A 22,051-nucleotide genomic window follows, 5' to 3' on the forward strand; every position below is an offset into this window, starting at 1 on the left:
GAAGCGTGTTCCATGTAGAGACTGCCTAATCAAAGATCTGAACATTAGTACGTTACTGTATGCTCATTTGTACAACTTGTCGCTACTCGGTACAACCTTTATAAGAATCCCTCTTAGCCCGTATAATATTTTATATAATTAGACCGACCGGCCTATTAGCGCTTTCCCTAAGCGGTGGCCTGATAGCCAGGCATCTTCTACGCGGCCATCGCAAACGTTATCGCCGCACAAGGCCAAACCGTTTCCACTGTATAAGTATGTGTGTTCACAAGCGGCCGCTGGTTGTGCATAGCGCCACCGGTGCGCGCCTGTTTCAATCAGGTCGGGTAGGGTTGCTGAGACGTGAAAAAAACTTTTTAGAGCAGTAAGAAGTTGGTTAGCCACCTCACTGGCAGGCTGCTCCAAATGTGCTTCGCTCCAGTCGAGTTGAGCCAGCAGGCTAAGGCTTTCAGATTGAGCAGCGCGTCCTGGTTTTGTTTGGTTACGTGACACAATATGCAGGGCAGGGTGGGCAACCCGCGCCATCTGCCAGTCTGGGTCAACACCGGGTATGGCGGGAAGCGGTCCGTCAAAAATCGCCCATCCCGCCCAGCAGGCGCGTTGCTTTCGCGTTTGGCAAGCGGTGGCCAAATCGTCGTCCCACATTGCCAGCAGTGCATGGGCCTGGGGCGGTGGTGCGCTAATCACTACCTGATCATAAGGCCCATGCGTCATGCCGCCCGCCGCTACCAACTGCCACCCTTTTTGATTGCGTTTGAGTGACGTGATGGAAGTGCCTGTATGCAGTGCTGCCTGAGGTAGCGCCGTTAGCGAGTCGGCCAAATGACGCGTCAAGGCACTCATTCGAGGAGCACCGGCGTAGCGCTTTTGCCCATCGTTATGCGCCTGCCAGCCATTTGGGCTAGCCTGATAGGTAGCGGTGGGCCAGGAAGCGATGCAGCCAATGGATAGCCATGTATCAACTGCGCGCTGAAAGTCTGCGTCGCGCACGCTGAAAGCCTGAGCGCCTAAATCTAGCGTCGCGCTGGGCCTGCGCTTACTCGACATGCGCCCACCAGGGCCTTGGGCTTTATCAAACAGCGTAACGCTAGCGCCGCTATTGGCGAGTACCTGCCCACAGGCAAGCCCTGCGATGCCTGCACCAATGATGGCGACCGATTGATGAGCACTCAGAGGCAGTATCGCCATGGTTCCTCGCAGCGTTGTTTAGATGTCGTATGAATAGAACTGAAAGCTTACTGTAGCAGTTGTGTATAGATGTCGTACAATTTGGTCGTCGATTGATTCATTTCGCCAAGCTGACAACGAACGGTGGCACCAACAGGAGTAATTCCATGCGCGTATTAGTGACCGGAGGCAGTGGGTTTGTCGGCCAGCGGCTATGCCAAAAACTGATAGAGCAGGGCCACGAGGTGCAAGTGGTCTCCCGTCACCCTCATCAAGTACGCGATCGCTTGCCTAGCGGCTGTGATATTCGTGACAGCGCCCAGGCGTTTATTGAGTCGCCACCGGATGCGCTAATTAACCTGGCTGGAGAGTCTATTGCCGGTAAGCGCTGGAGCGATGAGCAGAAAGCCAAGCTGATAAATTCTCGTGTAGCGTCAACTGAGCAATTGGTCGCGTTGTGTGAACAGTTAAAGGCTAATGGTCAGCCATTGCCGAAGGTAATGGTATCGGGTTCAGCAATGGGCTATTACGGCGATCAGGGCAAGCGCGTAGTGACCGAAGAGACAATCCCTAATGATGAGTTTGCCCATCGTCTGTGCAAACAGTGGGAGGCAGCCACCCAGCCGATTGAGGCGATGGGGGTGCGTTTAGCGATTTTGCGTACGGGATTGGTGCTAGATGCAGGCGGCGGCAGCCTGCAGAAAATGCTGCCGCCGTTTAAGCTAGGGTTAGGTGGCCGCTTTGGCAGAGGTGAGCAATTTATGCCGTGGATTCACCGCGATGATTTAGTCGCGGCGATTTTGTTTCTCATCAATCACGATACCTTGAGCGGCCCCTTTAACGGCAGTGCGCCGCACCCGGTCACCAACGCCACCTTTACCAAAACCCTGGCCAAGCATCTCAATCGACCGGCCATTTTCCCCGTACCCGCGTTTGTCTTGAAGGCGGGGCTGGGTGAAATGTCTCGGCTATTGCTGACCGGGGCGGATATGCGCCCCGTGCGCCTTGAAGCGGCAGGATTTACCTTTCAATATCCCACATTAGACAAGGCGCTTGAGGCGATCCTTTAGGAAGCATTCGCTTGGCGATTAACGATCGGCGTCAACGGTGATAATTACCCGCACGGAATCCAGACGTAGGCGGGTATTTTCAATCGCTTCGCTGAGCGCCTTACGCTCATCTTTCAGCGCGTCGATTTCAGCGCCGCGCACCGCCGGGTTGTGCTCGGCCAGCGCGGTCAAACGGGCAATTTCTGTGTCCAATTGCGCACGCATGCGCGCTTCAGCATTTTCGACAATGCTGGGCAGCTGGCGCTCGGCTTCGCCTTCCCCTTGAGTGAGCAGTTCACGCAGTTGGTCATGGCGGCTCTTGATCAGATCGCGCGCCAGGGATTTATTCACCTTCTGCAGGTTCTTGCCCAAACCGGTGAAGGAGATCTTGCTGGTCAGGTTGGCGCCGGATTCATCCAGCAGCAGGCGCACCGCGGTGGGTGGCAAGAAGCGGTTAAGATGCAGCTTCTTGGGCGCCGGGCAGTGGGTGCGGAACACCAGTTCGGCCATCAATCGACCACTGGGAATGGCGTCGTGGCGCAGTAGCGCCAGCGCCGAGTTGCCCATGGTGCCATCCAACACGCGGCCCATCATTTCCCGCAGCAGCGGGTGTTCCCAAGAGAGCCGCTGCACATCGTCGCGGACCAGTGCTTGGGCGCGGCTGTACGTGGCGGTAAAGCCCTCTTCGCCTTTAACCAGACCCGGCAGGCCATCCAGCATATGTTGGCTGGGCTGCAGGTGCATCAAGCCCTTGCCGATTTCCTGGCTCTCCACGCCGAAAATATCCAGCGCCCGTTCAAGGTAGCGCGGCAATGCGGCGTCTTCGTCAAGTTCGCGCACTGCATCGATGACCTGCTGAGCGCGGGCAGGGCGGCAGGCGTTGAGTTCCAGCAGCCGGTTGCGGCCCGCATCGTGTTCCGCCAGTTTGGCGCTAAACATCGTGCGGGTTTCGGCGATAATCTCATCAAGCGCTTCATCATCCAGCAGGGCGTCAGCCAGGGCGTCACCAAAGGCATCAAACAGCTCGTTGCCGACTCCATGCGGGGCGCTGAACGCATCCATACCTTCGTTATACCAGCGCAGCAGACGCTCGCCGGGGCTGCCCTCAAAGGTAGGAATATGCAGCTCAATAGCGTGGAGTTGGCCGATGCGATCCAAGCGGCCAATACGCTGTTCGAGCTGATCCGGGTGCTGGGGCATATCGAACATGACTAGGTGACGGCAGAACTGGAAGTTGCGCCCCTCAGAGCCAATTTCCGAGCACACCAGCACCTGAACGCCTCCATCTTCATCCGCAAACGCCGCTGCCGCGCGGTCACGCTCTATCAAGGAGAGGTCTTCGTGGAACACCGGCGCATGGTAGCCGCCCAGCACCCGCAGCCCTTCAGCAAGGCCTTCGGCGGTTTCCCGGTGGTGGGCAATGACCAGGACTTTTTCGTTGGCGAAGCCGCTCTCGCTGTCGTCGCTGAGCTTTTCCAGCAGCCAGTTAACGCGCGGGTCGATGTGCCACCAGTCTTCGCTATTGAGCGGGTCATTGCTGAGCTCGCGGTAGGCTGCATCGGGATAGATCAGCACATCGGGGTGATCCATGCCGGTCTCAATCAACAGCTCATCAAGATAATCCTCGTCGCGCTCTAAGCGGCGCACTACGCGACGGTAGGCCGAAGGCAATGCTAACGGCGCGAGGTTTAAGCGCCGTTCCGGAAAGCCGCCTACGTGGCGGCGGCTGTTGCGGAACATCACGCGCCCCGTGCCGTGGCGATCCAGCAGCGCTTCACTGAGCTGGGCTCGAGCGGCGTCCTGCTGCGCTTTGCTAGCTTCTTCGTTACATAGCGTGGCCAGCAGCGCCTGGCTGTCGCGGTCATCGGCTACCGCAGAGACGTGAGCGCTCGCATCAGAGTTGCCGGGCAGAGCCTCCAAGGCATCGATGGCGCGTGCGACTTCGGTGTAGTGGCTCTCTTCGGCTTTGAAGCGCTCCAGGTCGTGGTAGCGCTCGCTATCCAGCAACCGCAGGCGGGCAAAGTGGCTCTTGATGCCCATCTGTTCCGGAGTAGCGGTGAGCAGGAGCAGGCCGGGAATCACCGCCGAGAGCTGTTCGACGCACCGGTAGCCGGGCCCGCTGCCCTCTTCACTCCAGTCGAGATGGTGCGCTTCGTCGACGATCAGCAGGTCGAACTGGCTGGCCAACGCCTGCTCCTGGCGTTGCGGGTTGGCGAACAGCCAGCCCTGGCTGGCTAGCACAAGCTGCGCGCTCTCAAAGGGGTTGTAGCTGCCGTGGGCTTGGCTTTGGGTTTCATCTAACAGCGTGACATTAAGCGAGAAGCGGCGCAGTAACTCGACCAGCCATTGATGCGTGAGGCTGTCGGGGACCAGAATCAGCGCGCGTTCAACGCGGCCATTGAGCAGCAGGCGGTGCAGAATCAGGCCGGCTTCGATGGTTTTACCCAGGCCCACTTCGTCCGCGAGCAGTACGCGGGGCGCATGGCGGTTGGCGACTTCATTGGCAATGTAGAGCTGGTGAGGTATCAGGTCGATACGCGGCCCGGAAAAGCCCAGCGCGCTGTGCTGCTCGATACGCTGATAGTGGTGCAGGGTACGAAAGCGCAAATCAAACCAGTCGTTGCGATCGACCTGGCCGGTCAGCAGACGGTCGCGGGCCTGGTCGAACTGCATGGTATCGGCGAGTTTAGCCTCGGGCAGCTCGCGCAGATTGCCTTCCTTGTCTTCACCGATATAGGTGATCAGGCCGTCGGACTCTTTGCTGTCATCGACAACGATCTGCCAGCCGTCAGCGGAGAGCACGCGGTCGCCGCTGCCGAACATAACGCGGGTGAGCGGGGCCTGGCGGGTATTGTAGGTACGGGTTTCCTGACTGGCACTGAACAAAATGGTAACGCTACGGGCGTCGCAGTTAAGCACGGTGCCGAGCCCAAGCTCAGCTTCACCGTCGCTAATCCAGCGTTGGCCGGGAGAAAAATCGCTCATGATGCCTCGGAGGAGTCTGCAAAACGGGTCGTCTGCCGCCGGAGGGGAGCACCGGCGGCAACAGGGCGGGGGATTCTAACGCAAAGCAGCGGGGGGATTAAGGTGTATCGGCATCAATCTTTTAACCAGCCATCCAGATGGGCGCGAGTAAGCTCGCCAACGTGGACATCCAGGGTGTTGCCCTGGCCGTCAAACAGCACGGTGGTGGGCAATCCCGGAGCTTGAAAAAGCGCCATCAGCTGCTGGCTGGGGTCACGCAGGGCATAGCGAAATTCAAGCTGCTGCTCATCCAAATAGCGCACCATGGGCAACAGGTCTTCACCTTGATTGGCGACCACCACGTTCACGCCATCGCGCTGGGCGGCCTCCTCAAGCAGCGGCATTTCGCGCAGGCAGGGGGGGCACCAAGTCGCCCACAGGTTGACGATGATCAGGTCAGCATCTTCGGTTAGCGACGGCAGATGCACTTGGTTACCCTCCACATCCTCCAGGGTGACCTCAGGTAGGGCGTCAACCGCAAAGTCATTGCCCAGGGGGGCCAGGGTGACTAGCACCAGCCACAGACTGGAGGCGGCGACTAGCATTGCCATTGCACCGCCCATCGCCAATAACCGCGCCCGCAGCGTCCAGGCCGTCCATACCAAGCCTGTCGCCATGCCCCAAAGGCCGTGGTAGCCGGGTTGCCAGACTTTGAGCGCTTCAAGTGGGGCGGCGCTATAGCTATTCAGGTTAAGCATAAGGTGGCCCACCCGGGCGCCGACTAACCAAACAATGATAAGCCCGGTAAACCAGCGCTGCTGGTCACGCCGGGGAAGGCCTAGCAGTAACCGTGCACAGAGTAGCAACAGCAGCGCGCAGCCGATGGCATAAAGACGCGGTAATGAAATCAGCAGTGGGCCGAGAGCGATGGCATTCATGATTTTCTCGTGAAGCAGGTACACTGGCAGACCATACCATGCGAGCTACAAATTACGGAGACGTTATGCCCCCACCCGCTTTTGATAGGCTGCGCGCGCTAGCGATCGGCTCCCAGGCGATTGGCTTAATGCTGATAATTACGTTGGAAACGGTGATGGATAACGCCGCCCGCCCCTGGCAGGGTTGGGTGTTGGCTGCGATGCTGGTTACCGCGTTAACGATTGCGCTGGTGCGGCTTTATCGCCACAAACGCCTTCAAAAGCAGCTTGCTGAACGCAGGCGATTTCTAGAGGAAGACGACGAGCGTTAGAAAGCGTTGCTTGTGTTTTTGGCGTTCCAGTTCCAGATTAATAGCAGCCTTAGTGATTGATCGCTGAGGCATACTAAAAAAATGCATCATCTCTTACGACACTGGGAGCGACAAATAATATGATCAATAAGCGCGCATTAGCCACAGCTGTGGCGGCCTCCACCCTGGCAATGACGGGATTCGCACAGGCAGAGGTCAAAGTTGGCTTCTTGGGCGGCTTTACCGGGGGAATCGAAAGTTTAACGCCATCGATTTTTGCAGGGGCGCAGCTAGCCGTTGAACAGGTCAATGAGCAGGGCGGTATTCTAGATGGCCAAACGTTGGAGATGCCGTCCGGCGATACCACCTGTTCGGATGCATCGGCCGCTTCAAACGCCGCTGACCGGATGGTGAACTCTGAAAATGTGACGGCGATTGTGGGTGCCCTATGTACGGGTGCAACTATTGCTGCAGCCAACAACGCGGCCATTCCCGGTGGCGTATTGATGGTATCGCCTGCCTCTACGGCGCCTGCCGTATCAGAACTGGACGATAACGATCTGGTGTTCCGCACCGTACCGTCAGACGCTTTCCAGGGGGAAATGCTCGCTAAGCTGCTGCTCGAAAAAGGCATTGATGAAGTCGCCGTTACCTACGTGAATAACGACTACGGACAAGGGCTTTCTGACGCCTTTAGCGCTGCATTTGAGTCGGGTGGTGGTGAGATTACTGAGAACCTTGCCCACGAAGATAACCGCGCGGATTATCGTTCTGAGTTAGGCTCGCTTTCAGTGAGCGGCGTTGAAACACTGGTAGTGTTGGCTTATGCCGATACGTCGGGTCAAACGGTACTGCGTCAAGCCTATGAAAGCGGCATGTTTACCCAGTACGTAGGCGCTGACGGAATGGTCGGCGATAGCCTGATTGAAGCCATCGGTGCGGACGTGCTGGACGGTATGATCGCCACGCGCCCCGGCAGTCCTGACCTGCCCGGCACCGATATTTTTATCGAAGCCGCCGAAGCTGCTGAGCTGGATCCCAGTGCCGTGTTCGCCGCCCAGGCTTACGATGCTGCTTTCCTGATCGCGTTGGCGATTGAGCAAAACGGTAGTGCTGACCGTGAAGGTCTTTCTGAAGCGCTGCGCAGCGTCGCCACTGCCCCCGGTGAGGTCATTCTGCCCGGCGAATGGGAGAAGGCGGTTGAGTTGATCGCCGCGGGTACCGACATCAACTACGAAGGCGCGTCTGGTTCACATGAGTTTGACGATAACGGTGATGTACCGGGCGTGGTGGTAGAAATGGCTGTAGAAGACGGCACCTTTACCAGTAAAGGTCAGGTTGATCTTTAATTTTTAGGCTTAGTATGAAAAGAATGCTCGGCTGGTTTCAGCCGGGCATTCTTATTGTTGGGTTATCGTAGTTGGCAATCTGCACGCCACCGTGCTGAGGGCAGGTTTCCGCGAGGGCGCTGTGAACCCATCCGTGGGCGCTACTTTTGTCATCCATGACAAAAGACCCTCGCTTCAATCTGCCCTCACACTCGGTATCGAGAGTTTTTGAAAGGCCGTCATTAGCCCTGTTTTTATATGGGTCAGCATTTGAGAGGATCAGCTATGGCTTTTGACTTTCTCAGGCAGCAGCCCTTTGGGCGCAAAACGCAGCACCATGGTAATTAGCAAGCCAATCACCAGTACCCGTGCCTGCAAGGCGCGGCTATCCATGTTGCTTGGGGCGTCCCAACCAAGCGTGCCCTCCCCAAACGCCACGGCTAGCTGCATCAAAAATAGCGCCAGCGGCTCAGACATAATCCAGATGATGTACACCGCCACCGCGCCGAAAATAGTGCCCAGGTTGTTGCCCGGCCCGCCAAGAATCACCATCACCAGCACCAAGAAGGTATGGTTGAGCGGCAAATAGCCCTGAGGGTCAAAGAGGCTATTAAAAGTGCCCAGTATGCCACCGCCCAAGCCCATCAGAATGCAGCCCAGTACGAAAATCTCCAGGCGACGCTTGTTGATATCTTTGCCCATGGCGGCAGCGGACACTTCGTTATCACGAATCGCCCGAATCATACGGCCCCATGGGGCGTTGTAAGCGCGATTAAGCAGAAAGAAGATCACCGCAATGATCACCGCTGTAAACGAAAGGTAGATGGCGCGGGAGAGCGTAAACCCCAGTTCAGCAGGCCCAGGCGTTGGCCAGGGTAACGGAGACACCGTGGCGGTGCCGCGGGTCAGCCAGTCGGAGTTCTTTAAAAACGCCTTGATGATCTCAGCAATGCCGAGGGTGGCAATGGCCAGATAATCGCTGCGTAAGCCCAGGCAGATATGGCCAATAAAGTAACCGACGCCACCGGCTAGCGCGCCACCCACAATCCAGCCGGTCCAGGGCGGTAAGCCTAGCCCGCCGACAAAGCCTGCCTGGCTCTCAATCGCATCAGTGACTTCACGTAGCTGGCTAATCACCGCGAGATAAAGCACAAGGCCTAACATGACTACGATAAACGTACGTAGGGGCTTGGGCATGCCCAGGCGATCCAGTTTGCTGACTGCGATAATCAGCAGAATGGCGGCAACACCATACAACAGCACACGGCCTAGTTCGCCGGGTAACGCGGTGCCCCAGAAGGCCTCGTTAACCGGAACGCTGAAGAGCATCGCACAGAAGCCGCCTAGGGCGACAAACCCCATCACCCCGGCATTGAACTGCCCGGCATAGCCCCACTGAATGGTTAATCCCAACGCGAGGATGGCATAACAAGCGGCTTCAACGAGCATTCGCGTGCTATACGCTGCGCCCATGAGGGCATAAACCGACAGAATGGCCGCCAGCAACACGCCAAACAGGATTAACTCACGCAGCGGAAACCGGCGAGCTGGCGTTGCGTCTTGGGGCGTGTAGGCAGGGTTGCGTGTTTTAGCTGAATGGCTCATTAGATCACCTTGCCCTTGAACAATCCGGTGGGGCGCCACACCAGAATGGCTATCAGAATGAAAAACGGCACTACAATCTTATACTCCGTGCCCACAAAGGCGAGATTTGACGGCAGCTCCAACCACGCGGGGAAGCTTTCCTGGAAGGGGCGAAGTAGAACGTTCCAGTTGAACACCGCCAGTGTCTCGGCAAAACCGACCACAAAGCCACCCGCAATGGCGCCGTAAGGGTGGCCAACACCACCGACAATGGCGGCGGCAAAAATAGGCAGCAGCAGGAAGAAGCTCAAGTCGGGCTTGAAGGTGACGTCCAGGGAAAGCAGCGTACCAGCAATGGCGGCTAGCGCTCCTGCAATCATCCAGGTCACCGCCACAATGGTATTGGTGTTAATGCCCGATGCCTGGGCCAGTTCAGGATTATCCGACATGGCGCGCATCGCCTTACCCAACCGCGAACGGTTAAGGAAAAGGTGGAGTGCGACGACAGCAACGATGGTAATCACAAACAGATAAATCTGCGGTTCGGTGATTACAATCGGCGCGCGGGCGCCCTCGAAGGGCAGCGCAAGGCGAAAGATCTCTTTACGGTCGTCCACATAGAGGCTCTGCCCACCGGTACCGGAAAACAGGCGGATCAGTCCCTGCAAAATCAACGTCACACCTAGCGAGCCAATCACCAGCACAATGGGCTTGACCCCATGAGCACGCAATGGCTTATAAAAGGTTTTGTCGATCCCCACGGCCAAGGCGGCGGTGAGCAGCATTGCCAGCGGCAGCATCAACACCGCGGTAGGCACGCCAAGGCTGGCGCCTGCCGCCGGGAACAGCGTGGTGAGCAGTAGCACCATAAAGGCACCAAAGGTCATCATGTCGGCATGGGCAAAGTGGGCAAAGCGCATGATGCTAAAAATTAGCGTTACCCCAATCGCGCCAATGGCGTAAATGGAGCCGCTCACGCTGCCCGAAATCACCACATTATTAATGAAAAAAGCCAGTTCGTTCACACGTTTCTCCCTGGGGCTAACCGCCCAAAAAGCTTTTGGCGACGTCTGGGTCGGCGAGTAACGCAGCCCCAGTATCGGTAAAGCGGTTTTGGCCAGCGGCCAGCACAAAGCCCTTATCGGCGATCGCTAGCGCCTGCTTGGCGTTCTGTTCCACCATCAAAATACCCACGCCAGCGGCGTTGATCTGTTTGACGCGGTCAAAGATTTCATTCATGTAGAGTGGCGATAGCCCCGCGGTGGGCTCATCGAGCAACAGCAGGCTTGGCTCGGCCATTAAGGCGCGCCCCATAGCGACCATCTGACGCTGCCCACCGGAGAGCTCACCGGCAGGCTGGCGGCGTTTTTCATAAAGCGGTGGGAAAAACTCATACACCTGAGCCAGCATGCGCTTAACGTTCTGCGGCTTTAAAAAGGCGCCCATCTCCAGGTTTTCCTGCACCGAAAGGCTCGGGAAAACGTTCTTCTCTTGGGGGACAAAACCCATGCCACGTTGCACCAACTGGTTAGGGGGCAAGTTCTGGATCGGCTGACCATTAAGCAGTATCTCGCCCTGACTGACATGCAGTAGACCAAAGATCGCTTTTAGCATGGTGGACTTGCCAGCGCCGTTGGGGCCAACGATGACACCGACCTCGTCGGCCTCCAGCGTCATGTTAACCCCGTTAAGAATGTTCATACCGCCATAGCCGCCGTGCACATCGCGCGCGTCGATTAATGGCCTGGTTGTTGATGACATAAGCAAAGTTTCTCAGCAAGGTCGCTGACGTAAAGCGACATCATTGTAGTCATTGGTGGGTAGCGAAAAGGTCACCCTTAAGCGGCATCGGTGCCAAAGTAGGCCTCAATCACCTCGGGGTTGTTCTGGATCTCGTTGATATGCCCTTCCACCATTACGCTGCCCTGGGCGAGCACGATCACCGGGTCGCAGAGCCGGGCGATCATCTCCATATCGTGTTCGATCACTAAAAAGGTGTAACCCATCTCGCGGTTGAGCCGCTCAATATTACCTATCAAGTCGCCCAGCAGGGTGCGGTTCACCCCGGCGGCGATCTCGTCAAGCAGCACTACCTTGGCATCCGTCATCATGGTGCGGCCAAGCTCTAAAAGCTTTTTCTGCCCGCCGGATAAATTGCCCGCCAACTCATTACGCACGTGATGTAGCCCGACGAAATCAATTACCTCTAGCGCTCGGCGACGTACCTCGGCTTCTTCCCGGCGTACCTTGCCAGGCTTTAGCCAAGCGCTGAAAAGGTCTTCACCGGCTTGCTTGGGCGGTACCATCATCAGGTTTTCCAGCGCGCTCATCTGGCTGAATTCGTGGGCGATCTGGAAGGTACGCAGTAAGCCTCTATGAAACCGTTGGTCGGCGCTGAGCGCGGTAATGTCTTCTCCATCAAGCAGAACGTGACCGCTGTCGGGGGCCAGGGAGCCGGCAATAAGATTGAACAGGGTTGATTTGCCTGCGCCATTGGGGCCGATCATGCCGGTAATTGACCCCTTTTCCACCTGAATGGAGCAGTCGTTAATCACCTGTAAGCCGCCGAACGCTTTGTTGACTCGCTGTACATCAATAAGAGGGTTCATGGTGTCTCCACGCGATGCAGGCGGCTAATAAGCCGCCTGCGCACTGTTATTAAGTTATTAGTCATGGTTTTTTAAGCCACCGCTGGCTGGCGGCAAATGCACCGACAATTAGCAGCGCGCCTAGGGTGGGGATGAAATAGCCCTTCACCTGAGGAATGGTGCGCAAAAACACAAAGGCCACGGCGGCTGGGGCCACAAAGCGCACCAAAAACCGCCAAAATTTAAACCATGCGACCGTAGAGCCCAGCTCTTTCATGACCTCGCTTTGGGTCAGCGCCCAGCCTGCAAACAGGGCAATCAACAGACCGCCAATCGGCATGAAGATATTGGTGAGTAGCTCAATTACGTCAAAGGCGCTACGCCCAAACAGGCTATGGAATATCGTCCCCTCGGCCCACACGTTAAAGCTGACGACAGTCAATAGACCCATTGCCCAGGCGGCAATCACCATAATCGTAACGGCCTGGGGGCGAGTCATATCAAAGCGCTCTACCAAAAATGCCGCGACAGGCTCGATCAGCGAAATGGAGGAGCTGATGGCGGCGCCCAATACCAGGATAAAGAACACGCCGCCTACCAGCGCGCCAAACGGCATCTCCGCGAAGGCAAGTGGTAGGGTGACAAACATCAGCCCAGGGCCTTGGCCTGTTTCCAACCCGGCACCAAACACCAGGGCAAAAATGGCCAGGCCAGCGACCATCGCCACAGCGGTATCAACAATGGCAACGGCAAAGGCGGTGCGGGTCAGTGATACGTCACTGGGCATGTAAGCACCGTAGGCCATGATCGCCCCCATGCCTAAACTCAGGGTAAAGAACGACTGACCCATGGCCTGCAGCCAGCCTTCAAGGCTCAGGTCGGCGATATTGAAAGTAAACAAAAAGCTGGCGGCGGCGCCCACATCGCCATTAATCACGCCGTAGGCCAGCACTACCAGCAGAATCACGAACAGCGCGGGCATCATAATGCGCAGGCCCGACTCGATGCCTTTATGGATTCCCATGCCGACAATCAGCGCAGAAAAGGCGATAAACAAGGTGTGGTAGAACGTCATCAGGCCGGGGGCTGCCAACAGGGCGTCGAAGCCATCGCTGATGGTTTGTGCGTCTGCACCGACCAGTGAACCGGTTAGCATCAGCCAAGTATAGTGAATCGCCCAGCCGGCGATGACCGAGTAAAAGCTTAAGATCAGGAACGCCGAGGCGGCACCCAGCCAGCCGATGGTTTCCCAGGCGCGTGAGGTGCCGTGAGTTTTGGTCAGGTGGCGCATACCCATGATCGGGCTGCGGCGGCTGGTGCGTCCGAGCATGATCTCGGCAATTAGAATGGGGATGCCAACCGCGAAGATCGTCAGCGCGTAGACCAAAATAAAGGCACCACCGCCATTTTCGCCGGTGAGGTAAGGGAATCGCCACAGATTGCCCAAGCCAACGGCGGAGCCAACCGCTGCGAGTAGAAAAGTACCTTTATGCGTCCAGACGTTTTGACCGCTCATGGGTAAGAGTGTCCGTGTTTGGGTGTCAGGATGGGGATAGATATCCAAACACTTGTATGGATATAGTGATGCCAGCGTGCCTTGGGCGTGCTGAATTTAGCGTTACTGTGCGATAGAACGCGTCGCCTTTCCAGCGCCGTAACGTTTAGGCTGCGTTTAGTGGGCTGCTGGGCAAGCTGCTGACAGTGTTAAACGAGTGTTCGGTGGTTGGCTAATCGACATAAAAAAACCCGCTTGCGCGGGTTTTTTTGGATACTCACTGCTTGAAGCGGGTTACTTCTTGCTGTAACGCTTACGCTCGGTCTCTTTCAGCAGCTTTTTACGCAGGCGGATATGCACTGGCGTGACTTCGACTAGCTCGTCGGAGTCGAGGAACTCGATTGCCTGCTCCAGAGAGAACTTAACCGGCGGCGTTAACACGATGTTCTCATCGTTACCGGTGGAGCGCATGTTATCGAGCTTCTTGCCTTTAGTGGGGTTAACCACCATGTCGTTTGCGCGGTTGTTGATACCGATCAGCATGCCTTCGTAAACTTCCGTGGCGTGATCGATAATCAGCTTGCCGCGCTCTTGCAGTGCATACAGGGCGTAGGCGAGGGCTTTACCGTCAACCATTGAGACCAATACGCCATTACGACGCTCAATAGAGGCTTCAGGCTTCAGCGGGCCGTAGTGATCAAAACGGCTAGTTAGGATGCCGGTACCGGAGGTCAGGGTTAAAAACTGACCACGGAAACCGATCAAACCACGTGCAGGGATAATGAAGTCCAGGCGAACCCGTCCTTTACCATCCGGTAGCATGTTGGTCATCTCACCTTTACGGTAGCCAAGCTCTTCCATGATCGAGCCTTGATGCTGCTCTTCACAGTCGATGATGACTTCTTCGTAAGGCTCCTGCTTCTCACCGTCAATCTCTTTGATGATAACTTCTGGGCGGCCTACCGCCAGCTCAAAGCCTTCACGACGCATGGTTTCGATCAACACCGAAAGGTGCAGTTCGCCACGGCCAGATACTTTGAACTTCTCAGGGGTTTCGCCCTCTTCAACGCGCAGCGCCACGTTGTGAATCAGCTCTTGTTCAAGGCGATCCTTGATATTACGGCTGGTCACAAACTTGCCGTCTTTACCGGCGAACGGTGAATCGTTGACCTGGAAGGTCATCGAGACGGTCGGCTCATCAACGGAGAGCGGTGGCAGTGCCTGAACGTTAGCGGGATCGCACAAGGTGTCAGAAATTGACAGATCATCGATGCCGGTCACACAGACGATATCGCCCGCGGTGGCTTCGTTGGTCTGTACACGATCAAGACCCATATGGGTCATGACCTGGCCGATTTTGCCCTTACGTACATTACCGTCAACGCCGATGATCGAAACCTGTTGGTTCGGTTTCACCGCGCCGCGCTTGATGCGGCCAAGGCCGATAACGCCCACGTAGCTGTTGTAATCCAGTGCGGAAATCTGCATCTGGAAGGGGCCGTCAAGCTCCACCTTGGGCGGCTCAACGATGTCGACGATCGCCTGGAACATGGGGTCCATGTTGTCGGCCAGCGCTTCAGGATCCATACCGGCAATGCCGTTCAAGGCAGAGCAGTAAATGATCGGGAAATCGAGCTGTTCGTCAGTCGCGCCTAGATTGTCGAACAGATCAAAAATCTGGTCGATCACCCAGTCAGGGCGCGCGCCGGGACGGTCAATTTTGTTGACCACCACAATCGGCTTGAGGCCTTGGGCGAATGCTTTCTGGGTCACAAAGCGAGTTTGCGGCATCGGGCCATCAACGGCGTCTACAAGAAGTAGGACCGAATCAACCATCGACATGACGCGCTCAACTTCACCACCGAAATCGGCGTGCCCAGGCGTATCCACAATGTTGATGTGGTAGCCGTTACCGTGGCTGTCTTGCCATTGAATGGCCGTATTCTTGGCCAAAATGGTAATGCCACGTTCTTTTTCCTGATCGTTCGAGTCCATGACGCGCTCTTGACCTTCTGCTTTACGGTCAAGGGTGCCGGACTGGCTCAGGAGTTTGTCGACCAGAGTGGTTTTACCATGGTCAACGTGGGCTATGATCGCGACGTTGCGCAGGTTATTAACCGCGCTGGAATTTTGCTGGTTTTGCATGCTGAGAGAGAACTCTTGTGAACACCCGTTTGTCCACGGGTCGGAAAATGCGGGTCGCAAGGGCTGGCAATTTGCCGACCATCTTGGCTCAGGGCTTGCGTCCAGCGGCTATTCTAGCATGTCGAAGGCTTCGCTGATATTACTGGAGCGCTTATCGACCTTAGTCGCCCTCAGGAAAGTTTTCGCAGCGAACCTCCATCCGCTAGAATAGCGCTTTTCCCATTGGGGCAGGAGCATGACCATCGGCAACCTGATGCGTTTGTTAAGCGATGGCGAGGTTCACTCTGGCGAGCAGCTGGGTGAAACGCTGGGTATTTCTCGTGCTGCGGTGTGGAAGCAGTTAAAAAAGCTAGAAGCGCTGGGCGTCGAATTGGTGGCCGTCAAAGGACGTGGCTATCGATTGGCGCAGCGGCTGGAGCCTTTGGAAGGCGCAAAAATTGTCGAGCGTTTACCTGCTCAGGCACGCCATTACCTTGCACGCCTGTTTGTTGAAGATCAGTTGCCTTCCAGCAATGAGTATTTGCGTCAGCGCTTTGAGCAGGGCGCGGGGCATGGCGAAGTGTGCCTGGTTGAGCTGCAAACGGCAGGGCGTGGGCGGCGCGGTCGTGTCTGGACGACGCCGTGGGGGCAGAGTTTAATGCTCTCGTTAGGCTGGCGCTTTGAATCTGGCATCGCGGTGCTTGAAGGCCTGAGTTTGGCCGTCGGGGTTGTAGTGGCTCAGGTGCTAGAGCAGCATGGCGTGGCGCCCAAGTTAAAATGGCCCAACGATATCTTGCTCTCCGAACAGGGCGATGATGCCTGCGACGAGCTTGGCAAGCTGGCCGGTATTCTGATTGAAATCACCGGGGACGCGGCAGGTCCCTGCGAGGTAGTGATCGGCATGGGCATGAATCTGTGGCTGCCTGCTGCTCAGCGAGCCGCGATCGAACAGCCGGTTGCGGCGCTTTTCGAGCGGTTGCCGGATATCTCGCGTAATCAGTTGGCCTCCGATGTCGTAGCTGGTCTATTGGCGATGCTGGCTGACTTTGAGCGTGTTGGCTTTAGCGCCTGGCAGGATGAGTGGAATCAACGTCATGCTTATGCAGGACTGCCTATTCGGGTGATCCAAGGGCAGCAGACCAGCGATGCCATCGCCGGGGAAGTAGATAAGAGTGGTAACCTTTGGGTTACCGAAAATGGTCACTCGCGACGCCTAGCCGGCGGTGAGATCAGCGTACGCAGGCGTTTATGATTCTGGACCTTGATATCGGCAACACGCTGTCAAAATGGCGGCTCAAGGATGCCGAGAGTAGCGAGATACGATCGCGCGGGGCGGTATGGACCCGTGAAGAGTGGCGACCAGGGGCTGACATCCCGGATCTTGATGTAGTGGAGGCGGTGCGTATTTCAAGCGTGGCCAGGGCGGCCGTGCTGGAAGAGACGGTTGCTTTACTGCGTCGCCGGGTGCGTCATGTGCATGTGGCACACTCAACCCATGAAGCGCTGGGGGTCGTCAACGGCTATGAGGAGCCAGGGCGTTTAGGCGTTGATCGGTGGATGGGGGCGCTGGCGGGCTATCAGTTAGCGGGCGGTTGCTGTGCGGTGGATTGTGGCAGTGCCATTACTATCGACTTTGTGTTGCCGGGCGGTAGCCATCTTGGTGGCTTTATTATCCCAGGGCTGCGCCTGATGAAGGAGAGCTTGAAGCTAGGCACCCGCAATGTGGCCATCGACCCAGAAAGCGAGGCGGATGAATTGCTAGAGCCAGGGCGGCGTACAGTTGATGCCGTCAATCATGGTATCTATATGGCGGCCGTCAGCGCGATTAATCGCATCTATAGTGAAGTCTGTGATCAGCAAGGCGTGGCGCTACCGATGCTATTAACCGGTGGCGATGCTCGGGTTGTCTCGCGGGGGGTGCAAGTGCCTCATGCGGTGTGGCCGGACATGGTTTATGGCGGTTTAGAGGCCTGTTTTCCAATGACCTTTGCTGAGCGTGCAGGCAAAATGTCAGGCGCGCCGCGAGTGCCGGAGCCTGTATCGCTAGAAAAGATTCGTGCGGGACTTGCATTCTCAATGCTGCTTTGACAGAATGCAGCGCGTTCGAAGGCGAGGCATGAGCGTCTCGCGATGTTGAAAGTGCTGATGTTCAGAGTGTTGATAAGCTAAGCTTTTCATAGCTATAACGATTATCAGGCTTGACACGTTTTTGAAGGCTGGCATAATATGCCGCCACGTTGGAGAGATTCCCGAGTGGCCAAAGGGAGCAGACTGTAAATCTGCCGCGAAAGCTTCGAAGGTTCGAATCCTTCTCTCTCCACCAGAATTAAGCCGCAGCGATTTAATCGGTGCAGCTGAATGAAAAGCCGGTAGCGGGCATTGTCTACGATTTATAGCTTGGTAAAAGGTAAGTAGCTATAAGGCGGCGCGTAGCGGATTGTCATTCAAGACAGGTTCTGCGGGCGTAGTTCAACGGTAGAACCTCAGCCTTCCAAGCTGATGGTGCGGGTTCGATTCCCGCCGCCCGCTCCAGTTGATGTGTTTAGCTCATGTAGCTCAGGGGTAGAGCACACCCTTGGTAAGGGTGAGGTCGACGGTTCAATTCCGTCCATGAGCTCCATATTGCAGATAAAGCGAGCGAAGCTCGCTTTTTTTGTCTCTGCGGTCAGGTGGCTTTGATGGCGTCTGAGCGTAAAGAAGGGGTTGTCATAAGTGGCTTTCTTCGCTACCATGGCGCCCGCTGTTGTATAGGCGATTGAAAAAGACGCTTATCGATAGATGTAGATAGTTGTTGTAAAAAATAGTTGTTGTAAAAAATCAGTACGACGATACAGGCCAGTAGCTCAATTGGCAGAGCAGCGGTCTCCAAAACCGCAGGTTGGGGGTTCGATTCCCTCCTGGCCTGCCAACCTTCCCCAGGTTGGTATGTCTTTTTCCAAAATTCTTTTATCGTTCGCCGCACCCTTGAGGAGTCTCGTTTTTATGAAGCCTGGTTCTGTAAAACATGGCGCCGAGGTGCAACAGACGCGCCATGACGGGCTCAAATGGGCGGCGGTCGTAGCGCTGCTTGTCGTTGCTGTCGTTGGTAATACCTATTTCGCCGATATTGGCCTGCTCTACCGTGTGCTAGGTGTAGTGGTGTTATGTGTGATTGCGGGTTTGATCGCGCTGACCACTACCAAAGGTCGTGATTTAGTAGAGCTTGCCAGAAGCGCCAAGAAAGAGATTCAGCGCGTTGTATGGCCGACCCGAGCCGAAACCATCCAAACCACTGCCATTGTGTTAGTGGCTGTTCTGGTGGTGGGGCTAATGCTGTGGTTGATCGACACTCTTCTTGGCTGGGCGATGTCCGGCGTCATTGGTTAGGAGTTTTCATGTCCAAACGTTGGTACGTCGTTCACGCTTATTCTGGGTTTGAAAAGCATGTCATGCGCTCACTTATTGAGCGTGTGAAAATGTATGGTATGGAAGATCGCTTTGGCGAGATTCTGGTGCCGACAGAAGAAGTTGTCGAGATGCGAGACGGCAAGCGTCGTAAGAGCGAGCGCAAATTTTACCCTGGCTATGTGCTGGTTGAGATGGAGATGGCCGACGAAACATGGCATCTCGTCAACGAGACGCCGCGGGTAATGGGCTTTATCGGCGGCACAAAAGAGAAGCCAGCACCGATTACATCACGCGAAGCAGACGCTATTTTGCTGCGTGTTAAAGATGGCACCGACAAGCCGCGGCCCAAAACGATGTTTGAGCCGGGCCAGTCGGTGCGTGTTGTTGACGGGCCGTTTGCTGATTTTAACGGCGTCGTCGAAGAAGTTAATTATGAAAAGAGTCGCCTGCATGTCAGCGTGCTGATCTTTGGGCGCTCTACACCTGTTGAGTTAGAATTCTCTCAGGTTGAGAAAGAATAAGTTCGCAGGTTGAGAAAGACTAAGCGTATTTGATTCGTGCGAAATAACTAAGTAGTTGTTTCGTTGGTACCGGGGAGCCTTCGGGCGTTACTACCCAATTGGAGCATAAACGATGGCCAAGAAAGTACAGGCTTATATCAAACTGCAGGTTGCTGCAGGTAAAGCCAATCCAAGCCCGCCGGTAGGCCCAGCACTGGGTCAGCACGGCGTGAACATCATGGAATTCTGTAAGGCGTTCAACGCCGCGACTCAAGAAATTGAGCCGGGCCTGCCGACGCCAGTCGTGATCACTGTCTACTCAGACCGTAGCTTCACGTTCGTCACCAAGACACCGCCTGCTGCCGTGCTGCTGAAGAAAGCTGCTGGTATCAAGTCCGGTTCTGGTGAGCCGAACAAGAAGAAAGTCGGCACCGTGACGCGTGAACAGCTCGAAGAGATCGCCAAAACGAAAGAGCCTGATTTAACGGCTGCGAATCTTGATGCCGCTGTGCGCACCATTGCTGGCAGTGCTCGCAGCATGGGCCTAAACGTGGAGGGTCTCTGATCATGGCTAAACTATCTAAGCGTGCGAAAATTATTCGCGAAAAAGTAGACGCCACCAAAGCCTACTCTATTGAAGAAGCGGTAGCGCTGCTCTCCGAGCTGTCTACGGTTAAATTCAAAGAGTCAGTTGATGTTGCTATCAACCTTGGCGTTGACCCGCGTAAATCTGACCAGGTTGTGCGTGGCGCTACCGTCATGCCTAACGGTACGGGTAAAGATGTACGCGTTGCGGTCTTTACCCAGGGCGCCAATGCCGATGCCGCTAAAGAAGCCGGTGCCGACATCGTGGGTATGGACGACTTGGCTGAGCAAGTGAAAAAAGGCGTGATGGATTTTGACGTCGTTATCGCTTCGCCAGATGCTATGCGTGTTGTTGGTCAGTTGGGCCAGATCCTAGGTCCGCGTGGCCTGATGCCAAACCCGAAAGTTGGCACCGTAACGCCTGATGTGGCGACAGCGGTTAAAAATGCCAAAGCGGGCCAAGTGCGTTTCCGTACTGACAAAAACGGCATTATCCACACTACCCTGGGTAAAGTGGATTTTGACGTGGCAGCGATTAACGGTAACCTGGAAGCCCTCGTTGCTGACCTTAAGCGCCTCAAGCCGAGCGCGTCTAAAGGCATTTACTTCAAAAAAATGACTCTGTCCACTACCATGGGCCCGGGTTTAACAATCGATCACTCTGCTTTCGCATAAGCGAGTAATCGTTGGTTTTTTTGTAGGAACCGAGCAAGAACTTTGCGGTCCCCCGTTTGGTTATTAACACTGGCCGGGGCATCGTCAAAGACCGCAGGTGCCGCGCTTAGTATGTACACTTAGCATTTTGTATATACAGGGGCGGCTTAATTGCCTCATAAGCGCCTGCGCAGATGGTGTGGCCGCCAGTTGGTTAAGCTTGAAAGCTTTCTGGTGAGCACCATCCCCAAGGCTTTCCGCATTGCAATTTTTTTTGCAATTAAGAGCGGAAAGAGATGGTAACCACCGGAACCTTCTTGGGTTCCGGCACGAAGGAGTGATCACTGTGCCACTAGCACTTGAAGGCAAGAAAGCGATTGTTGCCGAGGTCAGTGAAGCGGCCAAGGGCGCACTCTCCGTCGTAGTTGCTGATTCTCGCGGCGTTACGGTTGGTAAAATGACCGATCTGCGCAAGCAAGCGCGTGAGAATGGTGTAGAGCTGCGTGTTGTTCGTAATACGCTGGCTCGCCGCGCTCTCGAGGGCACTCAGTGGGAGTGCCTGAACGATAGCTTCGTTGGTCCTACGTTGTTGGCCTTCTCTACTGATCATCCGGGCGCTGCTGCTCGTCTGTTCAAAGAGTTTGCTAAAACGGACAAGAACTTCGAAGTAAAAGCGTTGGCCTACGAAGGTGAGCTGATTCCGGCTGCTGACATCGACCGTCTGGCAACCCTACCGACTTACGACGAAGCAATTGCCAAGTTGATGTCGGTAATGAAAGAAGCCTCCGCTGGCAAGCTGGTTCGTACTCTGGCCGCTCTGCGCGACCAGAAGCAAGAAGCCGAAGCTGCTTAAGCAGCGTTTCTTGCAGGCGGCGCAAACGGTATGACGGTATAAGCCATCATCAGCGCGCTGCCTGAACCGAGCAATGAATCCTGAGTCCTCGGCTGACCGAGACTCCCGCAAAGTTAGGAATGAAACAATGGCACTGTCTAAAGACGATATCATCAATGCTGTAGCCGACATGTCCGTAATGGAAGTTGTCGAGCTGATCGAAGCAATGGAAGAGAAATTCGGCGTTTCTGCAGCGGCTGCCGTAATGGCTGGCCCGGCTGCTGGCGGCGAAGTAGCTGAAGAACAGACTGAATTTGACGTCGTTCTGACCGCTGCTGGCGACAAGAAAGTTAACGTGATCAAAGCAGTACGTGAGATCACTGGCCTTGGCTTGAAAGAAGCTAAAGGTGCTGTTGACGGCGCTCCGGCGACCATCAAAGAAGGTCTGTCTAAGGACGACGCTGAAGCAGCTAAAGCTAAGCTGGAAGAAGCGGGCGCAACCGTCGAGCTCAAGTAATTATTGTGCGGACGGCTTTACGCGCTGCGTAAGCTTCCACGGCTGGCGG

20 protein-coding genes and 4 tRNA genes are annotated in these 22,051 nt (G+C 55.8%); 15 read left to right on the forward strand and 9 right to left on the reverse strand.

The genetic code is table 11. From position 1 onward, the window contains the following. Positions 1-138: 138 nt before the first annotated feature. Positions 139-1,188: an NAD(P)/FAD-dependent oxidoreductase gene (locus Q3Y66_RS00480; RefSeq protein ID WP_008959194.1), complete on the reverse strand. Its 1,050-nt coding sequence runs from the start codon at positions 1,186-1,188 to the stop codon at positions 139-141. A gap of 146 nt (positions 1,189-1,334) precedes the next feature. Between Q3Y66_RS00480 and Q3Y66_RS00485 the strand changes: the two genes are divergently transcribed. Further along, positions 1,335-2,237: a TIGR01777 family oxidoreductase gene (locus tag Q3Y66_RS00485; protein ID WP_008959193.1), complete on the forward strand. Its 903-nt coding sequence runs from the start codon at positions 1,335-1,337 to the stop codon at positions 2,235-2,237. An 18-nt stretch (positions 2,238-2,255) separates the two neighbouring features. Here Q3Y66_RS00485 and rapA read toward each other — a convergent pair whose 3' ends face one another. After that, positions 2,256-5,201, reverse strand: coding sequence for an RNA polymerase-associated protein RapA (rapA, locus tag Q3Y66_RS00490; protein WP_008959192.1), 2,946 nt, complete (start codon positions 5,199-5,201; stop codon positions 2,256-2,258). Between the two features lie 113 nt (positions 5,202-5,314). Then, the gene (locus tag Q3Y66_RS00495; protein ID WP_008959191.1) at positions 5,315-6,118 is read right to left on the reverse strand and encodes a TlpA disulfide reductase family protein; all 804 of its coding nucleotides are present in this window, start codon (positions 6,116-6,118) and stop codon (positions 5,315-5,317) included. A gap of 65 nt (positions 6,119-6,183) precedes the next feature. On the opposite strand from Q3Y66_RS00495, the gene Q3Y66_RS00500 reads away from it, so the two are divergent. Together Q3Y66_RS00500 and Q3Y66_RS00505 are read left to right on the forward strand one after the other, a co-directional pair. Continuing rightward, a complete protein-coding gene (locus Q3Y66_RS00500) occupies positions 6,184-6,429 on the forward strand; it encodes a hypothetical protein (protein WP_008959190.1) in 246 nt (81 codons plus the stop codon). Positions 6,430-6,548: 119 nt separating this feature from the next. Continuing rightward, complete coding sequence (locus tag Q3Y66_RS00505; protein ID WP_008959189.1) at positions 6,549-7,757, forward strand: ABC transporter substrate-binding protein; 1,209 nt, start codon at positions 6,549-6,551, stop codon at positions 7,755-7,757. Positions 7,758-8,015: 258 nt separating this feature from the next. On the opposite strand, the gene Q3Y66_RS00510 is transcribed toward Q3Y66_RS00505, so the two are convergent. The 6 genes from Q3Y66_RS00510 to typA all read right to left on the reverse strand — a co-directional run bounded on the left by Q3Y66_RS00510 (position 8,016) and on the right by typA (position 15,548). Continuing rightward, a complete protein-coding gene (locus Q3Y66_RS00510) occupies positions 8,016-9,341 on the reverse strand; it encodes a branched-chain amino acid ABC transporter permease (protein WP_008959188.1) in 1,326 nt (441 codons plus the stop codon). Then, complete coding sequence (locus Q3Y66_RS00515; protein ID WP_008959187.1) at positions 9,341-10,345, reverse strand: branched-chain amino acid ABC transporter permease; 1,005 nt, start codon at positions 10,343-10,345, stop codon at positions 9,341-9,343. Before Q3Y66_RS00515 ends, Q3Y66_RS00510 begins: the two co-directional genes overlap by 1 nt. Positions 10,346-10,361: 16 nt before the next feature. Next, on the reverse strand, positions 10,362-11,081 hold the full coding sequence (locus Q3Y66_RS00520; RefSeq protein WP_008959186.1) for an ABC transporter ATP-binding protein: 720 nt from the start codon (positions 11,079-11,081) through the stop codon (positions 10,362-10,364). Between the two features lie 77 nt (positions 11,082-11,158). Continuing rightward, on the reverse strand, positions 11,159-11,929 hold the full coding sequence (locus Q3Y66_RS00525; RefSeq protein ID WP_008959185.1) for an ABC transporter ATP-binding protein: 771 nt from the start codon (positions 11,927-11,929) through the stop codon (positions 11,159-11,161). Between the two features lie 61 nt (positions 11,930-11,990). Beyond that, complete coding sequence (locus Q3Y66_RS00530; protein ID WP_008959184.1) at positions 11,991-13,424, reverse strand: sodium-dependent transporter; 1,434 nt, start codon at positions 13,422-13,424, stop codon at positions 11,991-11,993. A 273-nt stretch (positions 13,425-13,697) separates the two neighbouring features. Continuing rightward, entirely contained in the window at positions 13,698-15,548 is a 1,851-nt protein-coding gene (gene typA / locus Q3Y66_RS00535) for a translational GTPase TypA (protein WP_008959183.1), read from the reverse strand. 235 nt (positions 15,549-15,783) lie between these two features. Between typA and Q3Y66_RS00540 the strand changes: the two genes are divergently transcribed. The 12 genes from Q3Y66_RS00540 to rplL all read left to right on the forward strand — a co-directional run bounded on the left by Q3Y66_RS00540 (position 15,784) and on the right by rplL (position 22,002). Continuing rightward, positions 15,784-16,779: a biotin--[acetyl-CoA-carboxylase] ligase gene (locus Q3Y66_RS00540; RefSeq protein ID WP_008959181.1), complete on the forward strand. Its 996-nt coding sequence runs from the start codon at positions 15,784-15,786 to the stop codon at positions 16,777-16,779. Further along, positions 16,776-17,615 carry a type III pantothenate kinase gene (locus Q3Y66_RS00545; RefSeq protein ID WP_008959180.1) on the forward strand — a complete coding sequence of 280 codons (840 nt, stop codon included), beginning with the start codon at positions 16,776-16,778 and terminating at the stop codon, positions 17,613-17,615. Before Q3Y66_RS00540 ends, Q3Y66_RS00545 begins: the two co-directional genes overlap by 4 nt. Before the next feature lie 151 nt (positions 17,616-17,766). After that, a tRNA-Tyr gene (locus Q3Y66_RS00550) sits at positions 17,767-17,850 on the forward strand. Positions 17,851-17,985: 135 nt separating this feature from the next. Further along, a tRNA-Gly gene (locus Q3Y66_RS00555) sits at positions 17,986-18,059 on the forward strand. 13 nt (positions 18,060-18,072) lie between these two features. Then, positions 18,073-18,147: transfer RNA gene (locus Q3Y66_RS00560), tRNA-Thr, on the forward strand. A 212-nt stretch (positions 18,148-18,359) separates the two neighbouring features. Further along, a tRNA-Trp gene (locus Q3Y66_RS00565) sits at positions 18,360-18,435 on the forward strand. 74 nt (positions 18,436-18,509) lie between these two features. Further along, entirely contained in the window at positions 18,510-18,893 is a 384-nt protein-coding gene (secE, locus tag Q3Y66_RS00570; protein ID WP_008959179.1) for a preprotein translocase subunit SecE, read from the forward strand. Positions 18,894-18,901: 8 nt separating this feature from the next. After that, positions 18,902-19,435, forward strand: a complete 534-nt coding sequence (gene nusG / locus Q3Y66_RS00575) for a transcription termination/antitermination protein NusG (protein WP_008959178.1) — start codon at positions 18,902-18,904, stop codon at positions 19,433-19,435. A 112-nt stretch (positions 19,436-19,547) separates the two neighbouring features. Further along, positions 19,548-19,979, forward strand: a complete 432-nt coding sequence (rplK, locus tag Q3Y66_RS00580) for a 50S ribosomal protein L11 (protein WP_007112017.1) — start codon at positions 19,548-19,550, stop codon at positions 19,977-19,979. 2 nt (positions 19,980-19,981) lie between these two features. Further along, the gene (gene rplA, locus Q3Y66_RS00585; protein ID WP_007112016.1) at positions 19,982-20,674 is read left to right on the forward strand and encodes a 50S ribosomal protein L1; all 693 of its coding nucleotides are present in this window, start codon (positions 19,982-19,984) and stop codon (positions 20,672-20,674) included. A 325-nt stretch (positions 20,675-20,999) separates the two neighbouring features. Beyond that, positions 21,000-21,506, forward strand: a complete 507-nt coding sequence (gene rplJ / locus Q3Y66_RS00590; protein WP_008959177.1) for a 50S ribosomal protein L10 — start codon at positions 21,000-21,002, stop codon at positions 21,504-21,506. A gap of 127 nt (positions 21,507-21,633) precedes the next feature. After that, positions 21,634-22,002, forward strand: a complete 369-nt coding sequence (rplL, locus tag Q3Y66_RS00595; protein WP_008959176.1) for a 50S ribosomal protein L7/L12 — start codon at positions 21,634-21,636, stop codon at positions 22,000-22,002. Positions 22,003-22,051 lie beyond the last annotated feature (49 nt).

The sequence above is a fragment of the Halomonas sp. HAL1 genome (assembly GCF_030544485.1).
GTDB lineage: Bacteria > Pseudomonadota > Gammaproteobacteria > Pseudomonadales > Halomonadaceae > Vreelandella > Vreelandella arctica.